The sequence below is a fragment of the Candidatus Binataceae bacterium genome (assembly GCA_035650475.1).
Lineage (GTDB): Bacteria > Desulfobacterota > Binatia > Binatales > Binataceae > JAKAVN01.
The window spans coordinates 285,209-304,456 of sequence record DASRHP010000006.1 but is presented as its reverse complement, the minus strand read 5'-3'; the positions used below and the strand labels follow the sequence as shown (position 1 = coordinate 304,456).

The window sequence follows — 19,248 nt, the reverse complement described above, 5'->3', positions numbered from 1 at the left end:
GTCGCCGGTAGGTGGGCTCGTGCGGTTCGGCGACTTCGGCGCGGGCGGCCGCTGTAACTTGAAGGCAATGGGATTGCTGGAGCAGACGATTGGCGCGATCGCGCCGCCCGACGCGGCCGCGGCCGCCCAGGCCGCACATCGTCTCGATTCGCTTACCAAACCGCGCGGCAGCCTCGGCGATCTCGAGGCGATCGCGCGCCGCTACGCCGCCGTGCGCGGCGACCCGACGGCGGCCTTCGGCGGCGGCGCGCTCACCGTCTTCGTCGCCGACCACGGCGTCGCCGAGGAGGGGGTCAGCGCCTATCCGCAGGCGGTGACGGGCGAGATGCTGCGCAATATCGCGCGCGGCGGCGCCGCGATAAGCGTGCTCGCCCGCCGCTTGGGCTACCACCTGTGGATCGTCGACGTCGGCGTCGCGATCGATACGACGGCCGAGGCGCTGCCGGGCGTACTTTACCGGCGAATCGCCGCGGGAACGCGCAACGTCGCGCGTGAGCCCGCGATGTCGCCCGAGCAGGCGCGCGCCGCGCTGGAGGCCGGGATTGAAACCGCCCACGCGGCAGCCGCCGCCGGTGCGACGCTCATCGGAATCGGCGAGATGGGAATCGCGAACAGCACCGCGGCGGCCGCGCTGCTCGCGGCCGCGACCGGTCTTGCACCCGCGCATCTCGCCGGCCGCGGCACGGGGCTCGACAACCCCGGGATGCGCCGCAAGCTCGAAGTGATAGCGCGCGCGCTCGAACTCCATCGCACCGCGCTTGCCGATCCGCTCGCGACGCTCGCCACCCTCGGCGGCTTTGAGATCGCGGCGATGGCCGGCGTATGCCTGGGCGGCGCGGCGCGGCGCGTGCCGGTCGTGGTTGACGGCTTTATCGCCACCGCCGCCGCGGCTGCGGCCGAACGCCTGCGTCCCGGCCTGCTCGCGCATCTCTTTTTCGGTCACCGCTCGGCCGAGGGCGGCCATGCGCTGGCGCTCGAGCGGCTGGGCGTGCGGCCGATCCTCGATCTCGGGATGCGCCTGGGTGAGGGCACCGGTGCCGCGCTGGCGATGAGCGTTATAGAGTCAGCGCTTGCGCTCTACCGCGAGATGGCGACGTTCGAGAGCGCGGGAGTTTCCGAAAAGATCGGATGAGGCTGCGCGGCGAGAGGGGCGCCGGATGGCTTGCCGAGCTGCGGCTCGCCGCGGGCTTCCTGACTATCCTGCCGGTGCTCGCGGGCTTTCCGGCCGAGCCTGAAGCGGTTGCCGGTTCGCTCGGATGGTTCCCGCTGGTGGGTTTCGTCATCGGGGGCGTGCTGCTCGTCGAAGATTTTGTCTTGCTTCCGCTGTTTGGCGACATGCTCTCCGCAGCGCTCGTGGTGCTCTCGCTGACCGTGCTCACTGGCGCGGTCCATCTCGACGCGCTCGCCGACGCCGCCGACGCACTGGGCGCGCGTGCGGATCGCCGTCGCGCGCTCGCGGTCATGCGCGACAGCCGGATCGGCAGCTTCGGCGCGGTCGCGATCGTTCTCCTCCTCGCGCTCGAAATCGTGGCACTGGCGACGATTTGCAAGGCCGGCGCGGCGCGCCGCGCGGCCGCACTGTGGATCGCGCCCGGGCTTGGGCGATGGGCGATGGCGGCGGTGAGCTGGCGAATCGAATACCTGCGCGCGGAGGGCGCGGGCACCGCCATCCTGCGCGACGGCGGTGATCGCAATCTGGCGCTCGCCAGCGCCACGGTCGCGCTCGCCGCACTGCCGATACTTTCGTGGCGGGTGGTGGCGGCGTGCGCGGCCGCGCTTACGCTGGCCGCGACGCTGCGCGCGGCGTACCGGCGATGGCTCGGCGGAGTGACGGGCGATCTGATCGGGGCGGCGGGCGAGCTGGTCGAACTCGCCGCGCTGCTCGCGATGGCGGCGCGCTGATGCAAGGGAACGCGCCGCTCGATTCGGAGCGCAGCGTTCCTCTGTCTGTGGCGCAGGCTGAAGCCTGCGCGCGATCTGTGTGTCCTCCCCAGAAGAAGGGAGGCCCGAATTCTGGTTTGGTTATTTCACGCGCAGCGGGCAACCCGCGACCATCAGCACGACCCGCTGCGCCACCTGCGCCACCGCCTGATTCGCCCATCCGAGCAGGTCGCGAAAGCGGCGCGCCGTCGCGTTCTCCGGGACGATCCCGGCGCCGACCTCGCCGCTCACCACGAGGCTCTCGAACCCGGCGGCGGCCAGCACGTCGGCCAATGCGCGCGCTTCGGCCGCTATCGCATCGTCGCTGCGCCCGGCGAGCATCAGGTTGGAAATCCAGAGCGTCACACAATCGATGATCACCAGGTCGGCGCGCCCCTCCAGCGCGACTAGCGCCGCGGCGATCGCGATCGGCTCTTCGACGGTAGCGAACGCGGTCGGACGGTGCGCGCGATGATGCGCGATGCGCTCGCGCATCTCGTCGTCAAGCGGCTCGGCAGTCGCTACGAAGAAGCGGCGCGCCGCGCCCGATGCCTCGGCGAGCGCCAGCGCGTGCGCGCTCTTGCCGCTGCGCGCCCCACCCGTGATCAGTGTGACCGCTCCCATCCGCTCCTCTCGTGCGCCGTTCAATCTACCAACGTCTTTGCTCGACCTTCGCAGCCGGACCGGCTGCTCATTGACTGTCCGCGCGCAAAAGCATATCAGTCTTGCACGCCCGGTGTCCGGGAAGCCGGTTAGAGTCCGGCGCTGCCCCGCAACTGTACGGGGGGACAACGGCCCATCCAAGCCACCGCTTGAGCGGGAAGGCGGGTCCGCGGACGATCCCCAAGCCAGGAGACCGGCCGGGCGAATACACGCCGTCTGCTTTCCGCGGGGAAAGCGGCTCGGGACGCCTCGTCACTCCCGCTTAGGGAGCCAGCCGTAGCTCTTGAGCCTCGTCGCCGCGCGCAGGCAGGCGGGCGCATAGCTCGAGGGAGGCTATGAGACGAGCGCTCGTTGCCGGATCGGTCCTGACACTTTTCCTTCTTGCGACGCTAGCGAAAGCGCGCCGCGCGCGCGCCGAAGCCGCGGCGACGCCGGCGGCTTCGACGCAATCGGCGCAGCGCACCAGGCAAGCTGCGCCGGCGTCACCTGCAAACCAGTCCTCGCAGCCCACGTCGTCGTCGCCGACCGCGCCGGCGGCACATGGCGCGCAGGCGAAATCCAAGCCGCAGCGCAAGAAGCTGCCCCGGATGGTCTTCATCGTGACCGCGACCCGGATGGAGCAGCCGCTGGAAGACATCGGCACTACCGCCAGCGTCGTCGGCGCGCAGCAGATCCAGCAGCAGCACATCAACTCCGCGGGCGACGCGCTGCGTCAGGTGCCCGGGGTGCAGGTGATCCAGAGCGGCTCGCCGGGCAGCCAGACCGACATCACAATCCGCGGCTCGACCGCCGCGCAGACGCTTATCCTGATCGACGGTGTAGCGGTCAACAGCGGCGCCACCGGCGGCTTCGACGTTTCCGACCTTACCAACGACGGCCTCGACCGGATCGAGGTGGTGCGCGGCGCGGGCGGCGCGCTCTACGGCTCCTCAGCGATCGGCGGCGTGGTCAATTTCATCACGCGCGAGGGCAGCGGGCCGCTTAAGCTGACCTACGACGGCGAGGGCGGCAATCGCGCGACCCAGCGCCAGGCGCTGAGCGTGGACGGGGCCGAGGGGCGGCTCGCCTATGCGGGTTCGCTTTCGTACTTTTCGACCTCCGGCTTCCGCCCGCGCAACGACAGCTTTGATAACCTCGCCGGGGTTGCGCGTCTGGATTACCATCTCGACGAAGACACCACGCTGACCGGCTTTGCGCGCTACATGCGCGCCAACATCAGCCTGGTGGATTTCTCCAACTTTCTCACCCCGGTCGATCCCAACGCGCACGAGCGCAACGAGTTCATGCTCTACAATGGCGTGATCACGCACAGGTTCAGCGACCGGATCGACGGGCGCATGAACGTCTTCTTCGTGCGCAACGATCAGCGCATCAACGACACCCCCTACCCCGCCAATCCGAACTTCGAGCGCGACCGTATCCCGGACGAAACCCGCGGCACCAACATGGAGCTGCATTACCGATGGGGCGAGGGCTTTCGCTCGCTCGCCGGCTTCGACTTTAAGGACCGCTGGGTGCGCTCGGCTCATCTCTTCGACACCACCGAGCCGCCGATGCAGTTCTTCACCGCCTTTCACGCTCGTCGCCAGGAGTACGCAGGGTATTTGGAACAGGAAGGGCGGCTGTTCGACGGTTGGCTGCTGATGACCGGCGGGCTGCGGGTGGACGGCAACAGCCAGTTCGGCGAAGAGATGAGCCCGGCGTGGACCGTCGCGATCCCGCTCGACCGTTGGGGGCTGACCCTGCGCGGCAGCTACAGCGAGGGCTTCCGCGCGCCCGCCTTCAACGAGCTGTACTTCCCCGATTTTGGCAACCCCGACCTGCGGCCGGAGATCTCCAGCGAGTACGACGGTGGGATCACCAAACGCTTCGGCGAGACCGCGAGCCTCACCGCTACCTACTTCTCGCGCCGCGTGCACGGGCTGATCGTGGCCGCGCCGTGCACGACGTTTCCCGGGTGCGTGGAGGCGGAAAACGCGGGCCGCGTCGATACGCAGGGAGTGGAGTTCGTGCCCGCGCTCCAACTTGCGCGCGGGCTCAAGTTCAGCGGCAACCTGACGTTCCTCGACCAGACCCACGTCGCGCCGGCGCCTAACATCCGGCCGATCCGGGTGCCCAAGTACTCGGCCTTCGCGCTGCTCGCATACGCGCGCAAGGCGCTATGGCGCCCCGACGACGCGGTCACCGCCAATCTCGCCTACTACTTCGTTGGCGATCGCGACGACATCAACCCGACGACCTCGGCGATTCAGAACCACGCCGCCTACAACCGCTTCGATCTGACGGTCAGCTACGATCCGGGACTGCGCTGGGGAGGTCTGCGCGACGAGCAGGTGTACGCGCGGGTGATGAACCTGCTCGACCGCCACTACGCCGAGGTGATGGGCTTCCCGTCGCCGCCGGTCAACTTCGTCGCCGGCGTGAAGCTGAGTTTCTGATTCGGTCTGGAACACGAGGCCGGAGGGCGCCGCGCGGCGAGCTCACCCTTCGCGTGATTGCTCGATGCGGAAGCATTCGTCGAAGATCGCGCGGATGCGCGTGCGGCAGAACTCGACCTCAGCGAGCAGGCGCGCCGCCCCGCCCTCGCCTTCGTAGCCCATCCGATGCGCCAGATGGCGCAGGCTCTCGGTGTCAATCGCGAACGCCCAGGCGGGCTGGTCGGTCTCGATCCGCAGCCGGTTCTCCAAAAGCGAGAGGAAGCGGTAATCCGTTTCGAGCTGCGCCGCCGCCGCACGATCGAGCAGCCCGCACGCGCCGATCCCGCGGATCAGCTCGACCGTCGCGCGCGAGGCCAGCTCGGGATAGCGATGCCCGTAGCGCAGCGCCATCATCTGGGTCAGAAACTCGACGTCGACCAGCCCGCCGCGGCCCTGCTTGATGTTGATGCGGTCGCGGCCGTCGGCGCCGAGCTCGCGCTCGATCCGCGCGCGCATCGTGGCGATTTCGCCCACCTCGGCGGCGTTCAGCCCGCGGCCGAAGACGAACTCGCGGCGCGCCGCCTCGACCTCGGCGGCGAGCTCGGGCTCGCCCGCGATCACCCGCGCGCGCACCAGCGCCTGGCGCTCCCATACGGCGGAGCTAGTGCGATGGTACTCGCGGAAGCCGTCGAGCGAGGCGACCAGCGGGCCAGCATTGCCCGATGGGCGCAGCCGCAAATCGATCTTGTAAGCGTAGCCCTCGCGCGTGCGCGCTTCGAGCACCGCGATCATGCGCTGCACGATCTTCGACGCCGCGACCCGGCTGCCCTCGGCGACCTCGCCGCGGTCGTGATAGACGAAAATCAGATCGAGGTCGGAGTTGTAGGACATCTCGCCCGCCCCCAGCCGGCCCATCGCGACCGCCACCAACTCCAGCGTGGACGGGATCGCGACGTGCGCGCCGACTTCCGCGCGCGCCAGCGCGAGCGCGCGCCGCGCCACGACTTCGGCCAGCACGCCCAGCTCCGCCTGCACGGCGTCGGCGTCGAGGTCGCCCGCGAGGTCGGCGATCGCGATGCGCAGAAACTCCTGATGGCGAAAGGCGCGGATTGCGTCGAGCCGGCTTTCGAGATCCGGGCTCGCCACCACCAGCCCGCGCAGCTCCTCCTCGAGCTCCTCGCGGGCGCGGCGCGGGCGTGCGAGGTCGGAGCGCACCAGGGTGTCGAGCATGTCGGGATGGCGGATGAAGACGGTCGAGAGGTATGCGCTGGAAGCGAACAGGCTCAGCACCACGCGGCGGGTCGCGGGATGCTGTTCGAGCAGATCCAAAAAGGAAGTGCGCGCGCCGATCGCCGCGATGAACGCGGCAAGGTTCATCAGCGCAAGGTCGGGATCGGCAAGTCCGCGGATCTCGTCGAGCAGCAACGGCCCGAGCCGTTCAAGTAGCTCACGCCGGCGCGGCGAGGCGATCGCGAGCGCATGCTCGGGGCCGCGCGCGAGCAGCATCAGATGGCCCGCGCTTTCCTCGGGCCGCGCAAACCCCATCGCGGCCAGCGCCGGCGCCGCCGCGCGCGGATCAAGCGCCGCACGCCATGCGCGCTCGGCCTCTTCCGAGGCGGCGTGCCCCGCGCGATCTTCGGCCCCGCCGAGCATCTCGCGGAACTGCGCCGCGACCAGCTCGCGATGGCGCGCAAGCTCGGCCTCCAGACGCGCGAGCGCGCCCGCGTCCTTACCGAAGCCCATCCGCGCCGCCAAAGCGCGCCGCGCGGCCTCGTCCACGGGCAGGACATGGGTCTGGCGCTCCGCCACGACCTGGAGCTTGTGCTCGACGTCGCGCAGAAACAGGTAGGCGGCCGCCAGCTCGCGCGCGCGGGCGGCATCGAGATAGCCCAGCGCACCCAGGCGCTCGAGCGCGTCGAGCGTGCGCACGGTACGCAGGCGCGGGTCGCGGCCGCCCCATACCAAGATCAGCGCCTGGACGACGAACTCGAGCTCGCGGATCCCGCCGTAGCCGAGCTTGATGTTGCGCGAGACGAGGTCGGGCGCGCGCAGCTCGCGCTCGATCTGATACTTCATCGCGCGCAACTGGCGCAACGTGTCGAAGTCAAGGAAGCGACGATACACGCAATGGCCGAGCTCGCCGAGCAGCCGCTCGCCCACCTCCAGCGCGCCGGCCAACGGACGCGCGCGCAACAGCGCCGCGCGCTCCCAGGTCTGGCCGAAGTTCTGATAGAAGCCGAGCGCGCCCAGAAAGGATGTGACCAGCGGCGAGTTGCGCCCGCCCGGACGCAGCCGCAGGTCGACGCGAAAGCATTCGCCCGACAGCAGCTCGGTCAGCACCTCGCCCAGCCGCGTGGCCGCCTCGGTCTCCCCCTCGGGGCCATCGAAGACGTAGATGAGGTCGATGTCAGAGCTGAGGTTAAGCTCGCGCGCTCCCAGCTTGCCCATCGCGAGCACGCAAAACCGGCCCGCCAACGGCGCCCGCTTTCCGAGGATCAAGCGGGCGCATTCGAGCGCAGCACCGGCGCATTCGGCGGCCAGCCGCGACATCGCCTCCATCGTGGCGGCAACGTCGAGCCGGCGCGTCAGATCGGCGATCGCGATTTGCAGGAAGAGCCGGCGCTTGAATTCGCCGAGCCGGCGCGCCGCCTCGCGCCGATCGGCGCTTGGGCTGGCGCTGAAGTGCGTCGCGGCGGCGAGCGAGTGCGCCGAGGCGGCACGCGCGGCGCGAAAGAACTCCAGCCATCCGGGACCCATCGTGCCCAACCCCTGCGCCACTACCTCCGAACCACCGACGCATCGCGCCAAATCGGCGGCGAGCGCGGAATCGGCGAGCGCCTCGCGCAAGGCGGCGGGCGACTCCTCGCCCAGCTTGAGCATCGCGGCCAGCGCAAGCCGCTCGTCGGGCGCGTGCGCGGCCACCGCGGCGCCGGCGGCTGCGGCCAGCCCCGCCTCGCCGAGGAGGCGCGCCAGTTGCGCGGCGAGTCCGCCGAGTTCGGGCGGCAGCGATACTTGCTCGGACATCGCAAATCACAATAGCAGAGCGGCGCCTATCGCCGCGCCGCCGCGATGGCGCCTGCGACGAGCGCGATGCTAGGCTCGGGACGACCCATCGCGGAGGCTGGTCCGATGATCGTTCTGTACACGACCGAGCGCGACTATCCGTGGGGCACGCTGCGCTCGACCCACGCGAGCAAAACCAAGATCGTGCTGGAAGAGAAGCGCCTTGCGTACCGCATCGAGAATTTGCGGCCGGGCGACCTGTGGAAGAAGCCGCCGGAGATGCTCGCGCACCATCCGCTCGGCAAGGTGCCATATATCGACGACGACGGCCTGGTGCTTTACGACTCGACAGTGATCAACGAGTACCTCGACGACCGCTACGGACCGCCACGCCTGCTGCCCGACGATCCGGTCGCGCGGGCGCTGGTGCGCGAGCTCGAGCAGTTCGCTGACGAGGCGCTGCTGGGCGGCAATCTGCCGCTGATCTGGATGGCGTACTGGAGCGAACCAGACAAGCGCGATACCGTGCGGACGGAGCAGGGCCGCGAGGGGCTGCGCAAGCGCGACCTGCCGTACCTCGAGCGCATGCTCGCCGAAGCCCCCGCCGGCGGCTTTCTTCGCGGCGGCTTTTCGATGGCGGATGTGCCGATGATGGTGCTGGCGATGGTGCTCGAAGTTGATCGCCTGCCGCTTGCGGAGTTTCCGCGCGTCCAGCGCTACCTGGACGAGCTGCGCCGCCGGCCGAGCTATCGCGCGGTCAGTCCGCGCACCAAGGTCGCCGAGGCAAGCGAATTGCGCTGAGCGCGCCGATGCGTGGCGCTCCGCGCGGCCTAGGTCCGGTTCTGCTTTTGGCGGCGTGCCCGGTGATGATAGGTGACGCGGTGCAGGTGAGCGCCGTGATGCCGTCGCACGTGGTGGACTACGCGGCGCAGGATCGGCGATGAGGGCCGCGGCGGTGGCGCCTCCTCGTGCTGGATCCCTGGAAAGTACTTGTCCTGGTATTTGTTAACCTGCAAGGCGGCAAGGAATTCGGCGTAGTAATTCTTGACCGCGAAGCCGAAGTGAGGCGCGTCGTACTTCTCGATGATGCGCACGAAGTTGCTGCCGTACGCGGCCGCCGCTCGCGACATCCCGGCCGTGCCGTAATCGTACGCAGTGATCGCCAGCGGCCAGCTGCCGAGCGCTTCGTAGTTGGCCTGCAACAGGCGCGCCGCCGCCTCGGTCGAGCGCACCGGATCGAGCCGGTCGTCGCGGTAGCGCGTGATCCGCATGAATTCGCGGCCCGTCGCGCGGGTGAATTGCCATATTCCGACCGCGCCAGCGCTCGAGCGCGCGCGCGAGGAGAATCCCGACTCAACCGCCGCCAGCGTTACCAACTCGGGCGGCAGGCCCATCGCCTCGAATACGCGTTCCATCCGCGGGCGGTAGTATCGCGAGCGCAGCAGCGCGTCGTGGAACGGCTCGCGCAAGCCCTGCTGCACGCGCAGGTTCTGCGCGGCCGCGGCGTAGGTCGACGGCGGTTGGCCCTTGAACATCGCCGCTACGCGCTCCTCCTCGTAGCCCACCGCCGGACGCCCGCTGGCAAGACGGTTCAGGATGTCGGTGTACTTGGCCTTAAGGTAGGCGTTGGCCCACTCGACCTCCTCGCGGTCGGGCACGCCTTGGCCGGGCATGTGGAAGACCTGGTAGACACGCCAGAGCTGGTCGCGGTCGTGGATGACGAAGTCGCGCTGACCCCAGTAGGTAAAGGTGTTGACCCAGAAGTTGATGTTGGGTTCGAGCTCGGCGGGGCGCGGAAAGGGATTGTGCTCGAGCTGATTGGCGGCGCGGACGGGCGCGCCAAATGCGAGCAGCGCCGCCACGACGGCTGCCGAGGTCAGGGCGGTGCGCAAGCTATGCTGGCGAGTCTCTCCCCTGCTTCCCCTCGGCATCCTGCTTCCTCCCGCACTCAGCCTCCGCCACAGCGTCAGGCGAATCGCCGCAACAGGGCGACGCGCGCCGAAGCGATAAATATCGCATAATCCCGCGCGCTTTGGTAGTCAACACAATGTTTTGACATTATGGCCGAAAAGCCTGCCGTATGGCTTCGGTTGCGTATAAATGGCGAACCCTTGAAATGTCAAAAGCTTATCCGCTGCCCGGCGCTTGATCGTCGGGTCGTTGTCCTGGCCGTGGCGTCCCTCGTCCTGGTCGCGTGCAACCGCTCCGGCCCGTCGAAAAAGACCGGTTCCGGCGCATCCGCCGCCTTTCGCGTCGCCCTGCTGACGCCCGGGCCCGTCAGCGACGCCGGATGGAATGCGTCGGCGTTCGCTGGCCTCCGGCTGATCAGGGGGAAGCTCGGCGCTCAGACCGCCTTGGTGCAAACGACCTCGCCCGCCGATTTCGAGGACGCCTTTCGCGACTTCGCTGGCCGCGGCTTCAACCTGATTTTCGCGCACGGTTTCGAGTACACTGACACTGCGCTGAAGGTCGCGCGCTCATTTCCGCATACGATTTTCGTCATCACCTCGGGCGCCGGCTCGTCCGCCAACGTCGCCTCGCTGACCTTCAAAATCGAAGAAGCGGCCTATGTCGAGGGCGTGCTTGCGGCGGGTGTGTCAAAGACCGGCGTGGCAGGCGCGATCGGGGGAATTGAACTGCCCGCGATCCGGATGACCTTTGACGGCTTCCGGCGCGGCTTTCTTTCGCTCCGTCCCTCCGGACGGGTGCTGACTAGCTATGTCGGCAGCTTCAACGACGTCGGCGCGGCCAAGGAGGCGGCCCTCGCGCAGATAAGCCGCGGCGCCGACGTGCTTTTCCACGACGCCGACGAGGCCGGCTTGGGCGTCTTCGCCGCCGCCGAGAGCCGACATGTCTACGCCTTCGGCGCCAATGGCGATCAGAACGCGGTCGCGCCGACGGTCGTGCTGGCAAGTGCGGTTACCGCCATCCCGCAAGCCTTCCTTCGTGTTGCGACCGAGGTCAAGGACGGCACTTTCAAGCCCGGGATGCTGGAATTCGGAATGCGCGAGGGGATGGTCAGGGTCGTGTACAATCCGCGCCTGCTGCCGAAGATCCCTCCGGCGGCGCTCGCGCAGGCGAAACGCGCCGAGCAGGAAATCATCGCGGGTACGGTCAAGCTCGCCTCGCGATGAGCGCCTTGCGCCGGCCCCTGCTTGAGTCGGCTCCACGCCGGCAGCTAAGCTCCCGCGCAGCGTGGACGAAATCGAAATAACCTCGCTGCACCGCCCGATCTCCGCCTCGATCCGAGTCCCCGGTTCCAAAAGCATCACCAACCGCGCGCTCATCCTGGCCGCGATGGCGTCCGGGCGCTCGACGCTCCGCGCCGCCGGGCTCAACGACGACACGCGGCGGATGGCCGCGGCGCTGCGCACGCTCGGCTTTGAAGTCGCGATTGACGAGGCGGCCTCGCGAATCGTGGTCGAGGGGCGTGGCGGTGCGATTCCGGCTGCCGGGGCCGAGCTCGACGTGGGCGGCGCGGGCACCGCGATGCGCTTTCTGCTCGGCTTCCTGACCCTGGGGCGCGGGCGCTTCAGGGTGGACGGCAATGCGCGGATGCGCGAGCGCCCGGTCGGCCCGCTGCTCGACGCGTTGAACACGCTCGGCGTTGAGGCGCGCGCGGAGCGGAACAACGGATCTCCGCCGGTGGTGATCGAAGTGGCGGCCGGCGGCGTGCGCGGGGGCGCGGCGCGCGTCGACGCCTCGGTCTCCTCGCAATTCGTCTCGGCGCTCCTGATGCCGGCGCCGCTGTGGCCCGACGGCCTGCGGCTCGAGGTTGCCGGCGAGGCGGCGCGGCCATTCATCACGATGACGCTCAGGCTGATGGAGCGATGGGGCGCGCGCAGCGCGATCGAGGGCGGCACGATAATCGTGCCCGGTCGGCAGCGCTATGCCGCACAGGATTTCGAAATTGAGCCCGACGCCTCGGGCGCCAGCTACTTTGCGGCGGCGGCGGCGCTCGTCGGCGGCACGGTCATGCTCGAAGGGCTGCGCGCCGACTCGGTCCAGGGCGATATCGAATTTGTGCGTCTGCTCCAACGGATGGGCGCGCGGGTGCGATGGAGCACCGAGGGCGTCGAGGTAAGCGGCACCGGCAAGCTCGACGGGGTTGACGTCGCGATGAACGCGATGCCCGACGTGGTGCCGACCCTCGCCGCGATAGCGCCCTTCTGCTCCTCGCCAACGCGCATCCGCGCCGTCGCTTTCATCCGCCATCACGAGAGCGACCGTATCCGCACGCTCGCCACCGAGCTCGCGCGCCTCGGCGCAAACGTCCACGAATGCGAGGACGGGATGCTGATCGAGCCGTCGCGGCTTAAGCCCGCGGTGGTCGAGACTTACGACGACCATCGGATCGCGATGGCGTTCGCGGTGGCGGGGCTCAGGGTCGAAGGCGTCCGGATCAGGAATCCCGCGTGCGTATCCAAGACCTACCCGGATTTCTTCCGCGATCTTGCCGCGCTCTGACCAACACTTAAGCCCGGCAAATCGCGCGGCATCAAAGTGCCGTGCGCGATTCCCCGCTCCGCAGAGGTCACTGGGAAGGATAACGCGGGCAGGAGCCCGTTCTAGAGGAACGGAGCAGGAGCAGCGGTCGGCTAGTGCGAGGCGCCGGTGCGTGACTCGCTGACCACGCGGCGCGCGCGCAGCATCGCCACCGCCTGCTGCGCCTCATCATAGGCGGGATCGTACGCGCTCATTGCGGCGAGTCGTTCTTCGGCCGCCTGCAACTCGGCGGGATCGGCGGGCGCCGCCTTTTCCGGCGGCTCGGCGCTCGAAGCGAGCGCCGTCATCGCGCCGTCCTTGATCTCGACCAGCCCGCCCATCACGAGGTACGCCAGCGATTGGCCGTCGCCCGTGCGAATCGTCATCAGGCCCGGCGCCAGCGAGGTAATGAAGTTGGTATGATCGGCGAGCACGCCGAACTCGCCCAGCGGGCCGACCGCGTTGACCTGCTCCACCGGACCGTCAAACACCACGCCGGTCGGCGTGACCAGCTTGAAGGAGAACGTCGCCATCCGGGACCGCCCTGCTCCGCGCGGCGCGCTCAGCGCGCCTCGCCGCGCGCCAGCCGTTCGGCCTTGGCGCGGGCGTCATCGATGGTGCCGACGAGGTAGAAGGCCTGCTCGGGCAGGTCGTCGCACTTGCCGTCGAGAATTTCGGCAAATCCGCGCACGGTTTCCTGGCGCGGGACGTAGGTGCCCGGAATGCTGGTAAACGGCTCCGCCACGTGCATCGCCTGCGACAGGAAACGCTCGACGCGGCGCGCGCGCGCGACCGTCAGCTTGTCCTCGGCGGAGAGCTCGTCCATCCCGAGGATCGCAATGATGTCCTGGAGATCCTTGTAGCGCTGGAGGATCGCCTGCACCCGGCGGGCGACGTCGTAGTGCTCCTGGCCGACGACCTGGGGGTCAAGGATGCGCGAGGTCGAGGCCAGCGGATCCACCGCCGGAAAGATGCCCTTCTCGAAGATCTTGCGGTCAAGCGCGGTGGTCGCGTCGAGATGGGAGAAGGTCGTCGCCGGCGCCGGGTCGGTGTAGTCGTCGGCAGGGACGAAGATCGCCTGGACCGAAGTGATCGCGCCCTTCTTGGTGGTGGTGATGCGCTCTTCGAGCTCGCCGAGGTCGGTGCCCAGGGTGGGCTGGTAACCGACCGCGCTCGGCATCCGACCGAGCAGCGCCGAAACCTCGGAGTTGGCCTGCACGAAGCGGAAGATGTTGTCCACGAAGAAGAGCACGTCGCGCCCCTCCTCGTCGCGGAAGTACTCGGCGACGGTGACGCCGGTGAGCGCAACGCGGGCGCGCGCGCCGGGCGGCTCGTTCATCTGTCCGTACACCAGCGCGGTCTTCGAGAGTACGCCCGATTCCTTGAGCTCGCGGTAGAGGTCGTTGCCCTCGCGCGAGCGCTCGCCGACGCCGGCGAACACCGATACGCCGCCGTGCTGCTTGGCGACGTTGTTGATGAGTTCCATGATGGTGACGGTCTTGCCCACGCCGGCGCCGCCGAACAGTCCGATCTTGCCGCCGCGCGCGTAGGGGCAGATGAGGTCAACGACCTTGATTCCGGTCTCGAGGATCTCGACCTCGATGCCCTGCTCGGCGAAGGCCGGCGGCTCGCGATGGATCGGCATCTGCTGCCGGCCCTTGACCGGGGCGCCCTCGTCAACCGGCTCGCCGATCACGTTGATCAGCCGGCCGAGCGTTTCGGGGCCCACCGGCACCGTGATTGGAGCGCCGGTGTCGCGCACTTGCATCCCGCGCACCAGCCCCTCGGTCGCATCCATCGCGATACATCGCACGGTGTTCTCGCCGAGGTGCTGGGCGACCTCGAGGACGAGGTTTTCCGCGCGCTCGCCAAGCGCGGGGTTGGTCACGCGCAGGGCGTTGAGGATGGCGGGCAGCGCGCCGTTGCTGAACTCGACGTCGACCACGTTGCCCAGAACCTGGCTAATCCGGCCTGTTGCTTTGTCACTCATAGATCGCGATTTTCCCGACGAATAGCCCTTGCAAGCGGCGCGCGGCTAGCCTCTGAGCGCCTCGGCGCCGCCGACGATATCCATCAGCTCCTTGGTGATCGAGGCCTGGCGCGCGCGGTTCATCTCCAGCGTCAGCCGCTCGATCATGTCGGCGGCGTTGTTGGTCGCGCTGTCCATCGCGGTCATCCGCGCGCCCTGCTCGCTGGCCTCGGCCTCGAGCAAAGCGTGGAAGATCGAATCTTCCAGGTAGCTGCGCAGTACCGCCGGCACCAGTTCGGCGCGGCTGGGCTCGACCAGATAGTCAGCCGGCGCGGCGATCGCGCCCGTGGCCTCCTCGCTCTTGCGCTCGGCGATCGGCAGCAGGCGTTCGAAGGTCGGGCGCTGCGAGAGCGCGGAGTGGAAGCGGCTGTAGATGATCCCGGCCTCGACGATCGCGCCGCCGCGGAAGGCGCCGAGCGTGCGCGCGGCGAGCTCCTGGGCGAGCGCGAAATTCGCCAGGCGCGCATTGTTGATGCTCTGGTGCGCGATCGCATGTCCGGCGCGGCGCAGATGATCGAGCGGCTTGCGCCCGACCACGTTGAACTTGACTGTCATCCCCTGGCCGCGCGCGCGCGCCGCCTCTTCCTCGGCCTTGCGCACCAGGTTTGCGTTGTAGCCGCCGCACAGCCCGCGGTCCGATCCGATCACGGTGATCAGCGCCTCGCGCTGCGCGTCTTCGGCCGGCGCCAGCGCGGCGCGTTCACTGGCGAAAAGGTTGTCCGCGATTCGCACCAGCGTCTCATGGTAGGGGCGCGCGCTGAGCAGCGCGTCCTGCGCGCGGCGCAGGCGCGCGGCGGCGACAAACTTCATTGCGCGCGTGATCTGCTGGGTCGATCGGACCGACGCGATCCGCCGGCGGATTGCCTTCAGCGACGCCATCGTTTGCTACTCGCCAACCGTGCGCTTCGCCGGCTCAGGCGCTGACCTTGCCGTCGCCCTCGGCCGAGCCGAAGGCCTGCTGGTACTGGTCAAGCGCGGCGCGCAGCCGGCCGCGCAGGTCGTCCGAGAGCTCGCGCTTGGTCGCGATCTCGTCGAGGATCTCCTTGTGGCGCGCTTCGAAGAACGCGTAGAGCCCGTGCTCAAAGGCCTTGATCTGAGCGACCGCGAGCTTGTCGAAGTAACCCTCGTTGGCAGCGAAGATAATCAGTACTTCCTTTTCGGTCGAGAGCGGCTCGTACTGGTTCTGCTTGAGCATCTCGGTCAGCCGCTCGCCGCGATGGAGCAGGCGCTGGCTGGCCTGGTCGAGGTCGGAGCCGAACTGCGCGAAGGCGGCCATCTCGCGGTACTGCGCAAGGTCGAGCTTGAGCGTGCCGCCGACCTGCTTCATCGCGCGCACCGCGGCCGAGAAACCGACGCGCGAGACCGAGAGGCCCACGTTCACGGCGGGCCGGATGCCCGAGTAGAAGAGGTCGGCGTCGAGTACGATCTGGCCGTCGGTGATCGAAATCACGTTGGTCGGGACGTAGGCCGAGACGTCGCCGGCCTGGGTCTCGATGATAGGCAGCGCGGTCAGCGACCCGCCGCCCTCGGCGTCGCTCATCTTGGCCGCGCGCTCGAGCAATCGCGAATGCAGGTAGAAGACGTCGCCCGGGTAGGCCTCGCGCCCCGGCGGACGGCGCAGCAGCAGTGAGAGCTGGCGATAGGCTTGTGCGTGCTTGGTTAGATCGTCGTACACCAGCAGGGCGTGGCGCCCGCTGTCGCGGAAGTACTCGCCCATCGTGCAACCGCTGTAGGGCGCGATGAACTGGAGCGGGGCCGATTCCGAGGCGGTCGCCGCGATGACGGTCGTGTACTCCATCGCGCCGTGGCGATTGAGTTTCTCGACCACCTGGGCCACGGTCGAGCGCTTCTGCCCGATCGCGACGTAGAAGCACTGCACGTTCTGGCCGCGCTGGTTGATGATCGCGTCGAGCGCGATCGCGGTCTTGCCGGTCTGGCGGTCGCCGATGATAAGCTCGCGCTGGCCGCGCCCGATCTGAAGCATCGAGTCGATGGCCTTGATTCCGGTCTGGAGCGGCTCCTTGACCGGCTGGCGGCGAATGATGCCGGGAGCCTTGATCTCGATGCGCCGGGTGGCGCTGGCTTTGATCGGTCCCTTACCGTCGATCGGCTGGCCCAGCGCGTTGACCACCCGCCCGAGCATCGCCTCACCTACCGGGACCTCAGCGATGCGGCCGGTGCGTTTGACCTCGTCGCCCTCGCGGATCGCGTTGGGCTCGCCGAACAGCGCCGCGCCGACGTTGTCCTCCTCGAGATTCAACACCATCCCGTAGATCCCGTGGGGGAACTCGAGCAGCTCGCCGGCGGCCGCGTTTTGCAGGCCGTAGATGCGGGCGATGCCGTCGCCGCAGGAGAGCACGCGGCCGGTCTCGCGCACCGCGACCGTGGCTTCGAAGCCTTTGATCTCAGTCCGTAGAATGTCGCTGATTTCGGATGGTCTGATTTCCGCCATGACAGTTTGATGTGGGCCGGCTCAGCCGACGAGCCGGCGCTGCGCCTCGTCCAGCCGAGCGGCGAGGCTGCCGTCGTAAATTCTGCCCTCCAGCTCGGCCACCACGCCGCCGAGCAGGGATTCGTCAACCTTCACCGTGGGGATGATCTTCTTGCGCGCGAGCGCTTCCAGTCCGTTCACCGCCGCCGCGACGTCGTGGTCGGCGGGCGGGCGGGCGAAGGTGAGCGTGGCGCGCGCACGTCCCATCAGCTCGTCGAGCTGGGCCTGGTAGGAGTCGGAAATCGCGCGCAGCTCGGCGATGCGTCCGTGGCGCGCCACCACCACCGCAAGCGACTGCAACGGATAGCTCAGCTCGAGCCGCTCGGCGATCTTCTTCATCGCCTCGATCCGCACCTGGTGCGTTATATCCGGCGCGGCGAGCAACCCCGCAATTTCGGGAGCGGCGGCGGCGCGCGCCAGCCGTTCGAGCTCGGCGCCCCATGCTTCGAGCTGGCCGCGATCTTCGGACAGTCCAAGCAACGCGCGGGCGTAGCGTTTGGCGACCTTCGACCCTCTCACCGTCGAGCCTCCTCGCTCAGGCGGGCCTGGAAGCTCTGGAGCAGCCGCCTTTGATCGTCAGGCGTGAAGTTGCGCGCGAGCATCTCGCGCGCAACACGTCCGGTCGCCTCCGCCAGCGTCTCGCGCAAGCGGCGGCGCGCTGCGTCTATCGCGGCCTCCGCAGTGAGCCGCGAGTCGCGCACGGTGCGCTCGGCGGTCTCGCGCGCCATTTGCCGGATGCGATCGACCACATAGGAGGTCTCGCCGTCGAGGTCGGCGCGGAGCTGGGCCATGTCAGCTTCCAGCCGCGCCATCCGCTCGCGCGCGCGACTGGCCAGCGCCTCGGCGTCCTTGAGCGCTGCCTCGGCGCGCGCGAAGGTCTCCTTGATCGCGCGCGCGCGGCCAACGAAAAAGCCGCGGGTCGCGCCGCCGAAGCGGCGGTCTACCCATCGGATGAGCAGGATGAAAAGGACGAAGTTGACGACGTAAAGGCCGAGCGCCCCCCACGAGCCGCCCACTGCCTCGGCGCCGCCCTCGGCGCACCATGCCGCCGCCGGCAGCATTACGGCGGCGCCGGCCAACGCGATCGCAGATCCTTTCATGGCCTAGTTGTGGGGAGTCCCCTGCGCGGAGCCGTCAATCGGACGGCCGAGTACGCGTGAGGCGAGTTCGACGGCAAGGGCGCGGCTGAATTGCTCGATCTCGCGTTCGCCCGCCCGCAGTTCGCTCTCGATCCCGGCTCTGACGCGCTCCAGCGCGCTATGGGCTTCCGCCTTGGCCTCCTCGATCAAACGTGCGGCTTCCGCTTCGGCCCGTCGCCGCTCGGCGTCGCGCGCGGCCAGCGCCTCGCGCCTTACGACCGCCAGTTGGCGCTCGCGCTCCTCACCGGCGGCTTTCTCCTCTTTAAGCAGTTGTTCGGCACGCGCGCCGAGATCCTTGAGCTTGCGCTCGCGCTCGCCGAGCAACCTGAGGAAAGGGCCGAAAAAAAGCCGATCGAATATAAACCAGAAAACCAGGAAGGACACAATCAGGGCGAAGAAGGTTCCCCAGTCGGGCGGAATGTGCATATTACGGCGTCTCCCGTAAGGGATGGTTCATAGTGCTGTTCCGGCGGGCAAGAGTGGCGGAGGCGAGTTTGTCGAAACCGGATCGGGCGCTCAGGCCTGCTTCTGACCTCCGGCCTGAGCCACCATGCGCTCCTCCTTGGGAAACACGGTGATCTTACGATCTTCGCGCGCGCCCTCGGGCTGCATCGCGCAATGGCCCTCAAACACCGCGCCCTCGTGCACTACCAGCACCGGCGAGGTTAGATTGCCCAGGACCTTGGCCGAAGGGCGGATCTCGATGCGCTGGCTGGCGGTGATGTCACCGCTGACTTTGCCCGCCACCACCACCGAGGCCGCCTTGATCTGCGCCGTCACCACGGCACTCTCGCCGATGATGACGCTGTCCTTAGCGCTGATCTCGCCGTCGATCTGGCCGTCGATGCGCGCCGGTCCCTCGAAGGTGAGCTTGCCGCTGACCTTGGAGCCCTGGTCGAGATAGGCGCGCGCCTCGAGCGCCGGCGGGGTCGCGTGACGAGGCGCGACAACCCTGCCCTCAGGCGGAACGGGAGGCGGCACCGGCACCGCCTGCGCGGGCACCTGCGGCTTGACCGACGGCTCGGGCTTGAAGGTCTTCTCCGGCTCTTTCGTGAAAAGCGCCATTTCCACCCCTCCACTAGGGCGCGATCTGGCCCGCGT

Annotated in this window: 17 protein-coding genes and 1 riboswitch; of the genes, 6 read left to right on the top strand and 11 right to left on the bottom strand. The window is 68.6% G+C overall.

Features of this window, described 5'->3' with window-relative positions; translation table 11 throughout:
- The first annotated feature begins 19 nt into the window (after positions 1–19).
- Together cobT and cobS are read left to right on the top strand one after the other, a co-directional pair.
- Positions 20–1,132, top strand: coding sequence for a nicotinate-nucleotide--dimethylbenzimidazole phosphoribosyltransferase (gene cobT / locus VFB33_04025; protein ID HZO80840.1), 1,113 nt, complete (start codon positions 20–22; stop codon positions 1,130–1,132).
- A complete protein-coding gene (gene cobS, locus VFB33_04020; protein HZO80839.1) occupies positions 1,129–1,902 on the top strand; it encodes an adenosylcobinamide-GDP ribazoletransferase in 774 nt (257 codons plus the stop codon). Before cobT ends, cobS begins: the two co-directional genes overlap by 4 nt.
- Positions 1,903–2,022: 120 nt before the next feature.
- On the opposite strand, the gene cobU is transcribed toward cobS, so the two are convergent.
- Positions 2,023–2,544 carry a bifunctional adenosylcobinamide kinase/adenosylcobinamide-phosphate guanylyltransferase gene (gene cobU, locus VFB33_04015; protein ID HZO80838.1) on the bottom strand — a complete coding sequence of 174 codons (522 nt, stop codon included), beginning with the start codon at positions 2,542–2,544 and terminating at the stop codon, positions 2,023–2,025.
- Positions 2,545–2,637: 93 nt separating this feature from the next.
- A riboswitch (cobalamin riboswitch) is annotated at positions 2,638–2,800 on the top strand.
- A gap of 370 nt (positions 2,801–3,170) precedes the next feature.
- On the opposite strand from cobU, the gene VFB33_04010 reads away from it, so the two are divergent.
- Positions 3,171–5,021, top strand: a complete 1,851-nt coding sequence (locus tag VFB33_04010; GenBank protein ID HZO80837.1) for a TonB-dependent receptor — start codon at positions 3,171–3,173, stop codon at positions 5,019–5,021.
- A 42-nt stretch (positions 5,022–5,063) separates the two neighbouring features.
- Here the strand turns inward: VFB33_04010 and glnE are convergent, their stop codons facing one another.
- Complete coding sequence (gene glnE, locus VFB33_04005) at positions 5,064–8,024, bottom strand: bifunctional [glutamate--ammonia ligase]-adenylyl-L-tyrosine phosphorylase/[glutamate--ammonia-ligase] adenylyltransferase (protein ID HZO80836.1); 2,961 nt, start codon at positions 8,022–8,024, stop codon at positions 5,064–5,066.
- Between the two features lie 105 nt (positions 8,025–8,129).
- Here glnE and VFB33_04000 point away from each other — a divergent pair, with 105 nt between their 5' ends.
- Positions 8,130–8,804, top strand: coding sequence for a glutathione S-transferase family protein (locus VFB33_04000; protein ID HZO80835.1), 675 nt, complete (start codon positions 8,130–8,132; stop codon positions 8,802–8,804).
- 29 nt (positions 8,805–8,833) lie between these two features.
- Here the strand turns inward: VFB33_04000 and VFB33_03995 are convergent, their stop codons facing one another.
- Positions 8,834–9,934, bottom strand: a complete 1,101-nt coding sequence (locus VFB33_03995; protein ID HZO80834.1) for a lytic transglycosylase domain-containing protein — start codon at positions 9,932–9,934, stop codon at positions 8,834–8,836.
- 240 nt (positions 9,935–10,174) lie between these two features.
- On the opposite strand from VFB33_03995, the gene VFB33_03990 reads away from it, so the two are divergent.
- Positions 10,175–11,137, top strand: a complete 963-nt coding sequence (locus tag VFB33_03990) for a BMP family protein (protein HZO80833.1) — start codon at positions 10,175–10,177, stop codon at positions 11,135–11,137.
- Between the two features lie 61 nt (positions 11,138–11,198).
- Positions 11,199–12,470: a 3-phosphoshikimate 1-carboxyvinyltransferase gene (gene aroA, locus VFB33_03985; protein HZO80832.1), complete on the top strand. Its 1,272-nt coding sequence runs from the start codon at positions 11,199–11,201 to the stop codon at positions 12,468–12,470.
- Between the two features lie 131 nt (positions 12,471–12,601).
- On the opposite strand, the gene atpC is transcribed toward aroA, so the two are convergent.
- From atpC to VFB33_03945, 8 genes are all read right to left on the bottom strand, one after another.
- Positions 12,602–13,021 carry an ATP synthase F1 subunit epsilon gene (gene atpC, locus VFB33_03980; protein ID HZO80831.1) on the bottom strand — a complete coding sequence of 140 codons (420 nt, stop codon included), beginning with the start codon at positions 13,019–13,021 and terminating at the stop codon, positions 12,602–12,604.
- Positions 13,022–13,050: 29 nt separating this feature from the next.
- Positions 13,051–14,478, bottom strand: a complete 1,428-nt coding sequence (gene atpD, locus VFB33_03975) for a F0F1 ATP synthase subunit beta (GenBank protein HZO80830.1) — start codon at positions 14,476–14,478, stop codon at positions 13,051–13,053.
- A 45-nt stretch (positions 14,479–14,523) separates the two neighbouring features.
- Complete coding sequence (gene atpG / locus VFB33_03970) at positions 14,524–15,396, bottom strand: ATP synthase F1 subunit gamma (GenBank protein HZO80829.1); 873 nt, start codon at positions 15,394–15,396, stop codon at positions 14,524–14,526.
- A gap of 34 nt (positions 15,397–15,430) precedes the next feature.
- Entirely contained in the window at positions 15,431–16,969 is a 1,539-nt protein-coding gene (gene atpA, locus VFB33_03965) for a F0F1 ATP synthase subunit alpha (protein ID HZO80828.1), read from the bottom strand.
- Positions 16,970–16,990: 21 nt separating this feature from the next.
- Positions 16,991–17,527: an ATP synthase F1 subunit delta gene (gene atpH, locus VFB33_03960; GenBank protein HZO80827.1), complete on the bottom strand. Its 537-nt coding sequence runs from the start codon at positions 17,525–17,527 to the stop codon at positions 16,991–16,993.
- Positions 17,524–18,108, bottom strand: coding sequence for a hypothetical protein (locus tag VFB33_03955; protein ID HZO80826.1), 585 nt, complete (start codon positions 18,106–18,108; stop codon positions 17,524–17,526). The genes atpH and VFB33_03955 overlap by 4 nt, the downstream gene beginning before the upstream one ends.
- 3 nt (positions 18,109–18,111) lie before the next feature.
- Positions 18,112–18,573, bottom strand: a complete 462-nt coding sequence (locus VFB33_03950; GenBank protein ID HZO80825.1) for an ATP synthase F0 subunit B — start codon at positions 18,571–18,573, stop codon at positions 18,112–18,114.
- Positions 18,574–18,663: 90 nt separating this feature from the next.
- Positions 18,664–19,212, bottom strand: coding sequence for a polymer-forming cytoskeletal protein (locus tag VFB33_03945; protein HZO80824.1), 549 nt, complete (start codon positions 19,210–19,212; stop codon positions 18,664–18,666).
- Positions 19,213–19,248 lie beyond the last annotated feature (36 nt).